At 49.1% G+C, this 3,184-nt stretch carries 2 rRNA genes; both read left to right on the top strand.

Annotation, left to right across the window (positions count from 1 at the left end):
* Positions 1-103 precede the first annotated feature (103 nt).
* A 23S ribosomal RNA gene (locus tag HMPREF0528_RS08520) occupies positions 104-3,006 on the top strand.
* A 61-nt stretch (positions 3,007-3,067) separates the two neighbouring features.
* Positions 3,068-3,184 (top strand): 5S ribosomal RNA (rrf, locus tag HMPREF0528_RS08515).

Raw genomic sequence — 3,184 nt, 5'->3', positions numbered from 1 at the left:
TAGTACATTGAAAACTGAATATAATCAAAAGCAAAAAACCGAGACAATCGAAAAAAACAGATTGAAGAGCGACCGAGAAGAGAGAGAAACTCAACTTGAAATAGGTCAAGTAGAAAAGGGCGCATGGTGAATGCCTTGGCACTAGAAGCCGATGAAGGACGTGACGAACCACGAAAGGCTTCGGGGAGCAGTAAGTAAGCAATGATCCGGAGATATCCGAATGGGGGAACCCAATACCGCGAGGTATTATCATTAACTGTTAAGGTTAATGAAGGAAGACGCAGTGAACTGAAACATCTAAGTAGCTGCAGGAAGAGAAAGAAAAATCGATTTCCCAAGTAGCGGCGAGCGAACAGGAAAGAGCCCAAACCAGCTGGCTTGCCAGTTGGGGTTGTAGGACTGCGATATAGTACTTGAAGTGATAGCAGAATTATCTGGAAAGATAAGCCAGAGAGGGTGAAAGCCCCGTAAGCGAAATTGCGGAGAGACTTAGCAGGATCCTGAGTAGGTCGGGACACGAGAAATCCCGATTGAAACCGCGAGGACCATCTCGCAAGGCTAAATACTAACTAGTGACCGATAGTGAACCAGTACCGTGAGGGAAAGGTGAAAAGAACCCCGGAAGGGGAGTGAAAGAGAACCTGAAACCGTGTGCCTACAAGTAGTCAGAGCACATTAAAGTGTAATGGCGTGCCTTTTGTAGAATGAACCGGCGAGTTACGTTATGGTGCAAGGTTAAGTCAGAAAAGACGGAGCCGGAGCGAAAGCGAGTCTGAATAGGGCGAAAGAGTATCATGACGTAGACCCGAAACCAAGTGACCTACCCATGACCAGGTTGAAGGCGTGGTAAAACACGCTGGAGGACCGAACCCACGTGAGTTAAAAATCGCGGGGATGAGTTGTGGGTAGCGGTGAAATTCCAAACGAACTTGGAGATAGCTGGTTCTCTCCGAAATAGCTTTAGGGCTAGCCTCGTGTGAATGATAATGGAGGTAGAGCGCTGTTTGGACTAGGGGCCCGTCAGGGGTTACTGAATCCAGATAAACTCCGAATGCCAGATATCAATGCACGGGAGTCAGACTGCGAGTGATAAGATCCGTAGTCGAAAGGGAAACAGCCCAGATCACCAGTTAAGGTCCCCAAATCTATGCTAAGTGGAAAAGGATGTGGAGTTGCGTAGACAACTAGGATGTTGGCTTAGAAGCAGCCACCATTTAAAGAGTGCGTAATAGCTCACTAGTCGAGTGACGCTGCGCCGAAAATGTACCGGGGCTAAGCATAGTACCGAAACTGTGGATGCATATATTATATGCGTGGTAGGAGAGCGTTCTAAGTGCGGCGAAGTTAGATCGAGAGGACTAATGGAGCGCTTAGAAGTGAGAATGCCGGTATGAGTAGCGAAAGATAGGTGAGAATCCTATCCGCCGAAAGACTAAGGTTTCCTGGGGCAGGCTCGTCCGCCCAGGGTAAGTCGGGACCTAAGGTAAGGCCGAGAGGCGTAGCCGATGGACAACAGGTAGAAATTCCTGTACTGAAATTGTTCGATATGAGCAAAGGAGGGACGCAGGAGGCTAATGACGCATGTTGCTGGAAATACATGTGCAAGCAGTAAGAAAAAAGATGAGTCAAATGCTTGTCTTTAGATTTCAAGCTGTGATGCGGAGCGAAATAAAAGTAGCGAAGGTCATGATGTCACACTGCCAAGAAAAGCTTCTAGCCAGAACAATTTTACCCGTACCGCAAACCGACACAGGTAGTCGAGTGGAGAACACTCAGGTGAGCGAGAGAACTCTCGTTAAGGAACTCGGCAAAATGACCCCGTAACTTCGGGAGAAGGGGTGCTGATAGTAAAATATCAGCCGCAGTGAATAGGCCCAAACAACTGTTTATCAAAAACACAGGTATCTGCAAAATCGTAAGATGACGTATAGGTGCTGACACCTGCCCGGTGCTGGAAGGTTAAGAGGAGAGCTTAGCGTAAGCGAAGGTTTGAATTGAAGCCCCAGTAAACGGCGGCCGTAACTATAACGGTCCTAAGGTAGCGAAATTCCTTGTCGGGTAAGTTCCGACCTGCACGAAAGGTGTAATGATTTGGGCACTGTCTCAACGAGAGACTCGGTGAAATTATAATACCCGTGAAGATGCGGGTTACCCGCGACAGGACGGAAAGACCCCATGGAGCTTTACTGTAGCTTGATATTGAGTATTTGTTAAACATGTACAGGATAGGTAGGAGCCAGAGAAAGTAGGACGCTAGTCTTACCGGAGGCAATGTTGGGATACTACCCTTGTTTGATGGATCCTCTAACTCACAGAGCTGAGCGTTCTGGAGGACAGTGTCAGGTGGGCAGTTTGACTGGGGCGGTCGCCTCCTAAAGTGTAACGGAGGCGCCCAAAGGTTCCCTCAGAATGGTTGGAAATCATTCGCAGAGTGTAAAGGTATAAGGGAGCTTGACTGCGAGAGCTACAACTCGAGCAGGGACGAAAGTCGGGCTTAGTGATCTGGTGGTACTGCATGGAAAGGCCATCACTCAACGGATAAAAGCTACCCTGGGGATAACAGGCTTATCTCCCCCAAGAGTTCACATCGACGGGGAGGTTTGGCACCTCGATGTCGGCTCGTCGCATCCTGGGGCTGAAGTCGGTCCCAAGGGTTGGGCTGTTCGCCCATTAAAGCGGCACGCGAGCTGGGTTCAGAACGTCGTGAGACAGTTCGGTCCCTATCCGTCGTGGGCGTAGGAAATTTGAGAGGAGCTGTCCTTAGTACGAGAGGACCGGGATGGACATACCGCTGGTGTACCAGTTGTCTTGCCAAAGGCATCGCTGGGTAGCTATGTATGGAAGGGATAAGCGCTGAAAGCATCTAAGTGCGAAGCCCCCCTCAAGATGAGATTTCCGATGCGAAAGCAGTAAGACACCTTAAAGACGATGAGGTAGATAGGCTAGGAGTGGAAGCATAGCGATATGTGGAGCGGACTAGTACTAATCAGTCGAGCACTTGACCAAAGCTCAAAGGTTTAAAGGCTAGAGATTATATTCAGTTTTGAGTGTAAAAGCTCAGAAAGAGTACGGTGGCGATGGCAAGAAGGATACACCTGTTCCCATGCCGAACACAGAAGTTAAGCTTCTTAACGCCGAGAGTAGTTGGTGGGAAACTGCCTGCGAGGGTAGGCAGTCGCCGTGC

The sequence above is a fragment of the Lactobacillus johnsonii ATCC 33200 genome (genome assembly GCF_000159355.1).
In the GTDB taxonomy this organism is placed as follows: domain Bacteria; phylum Bacillota; class Bacilli; order Lactobacillales; family Lactobacillaceae; genus Lactobacillus; species Lactobacillus johnsonii.
The sequence above is the reverse complement of the archived record's forward strand: the minus strand, read 5'-3'. Positions and strand labels throughout refer to the sequence as shown.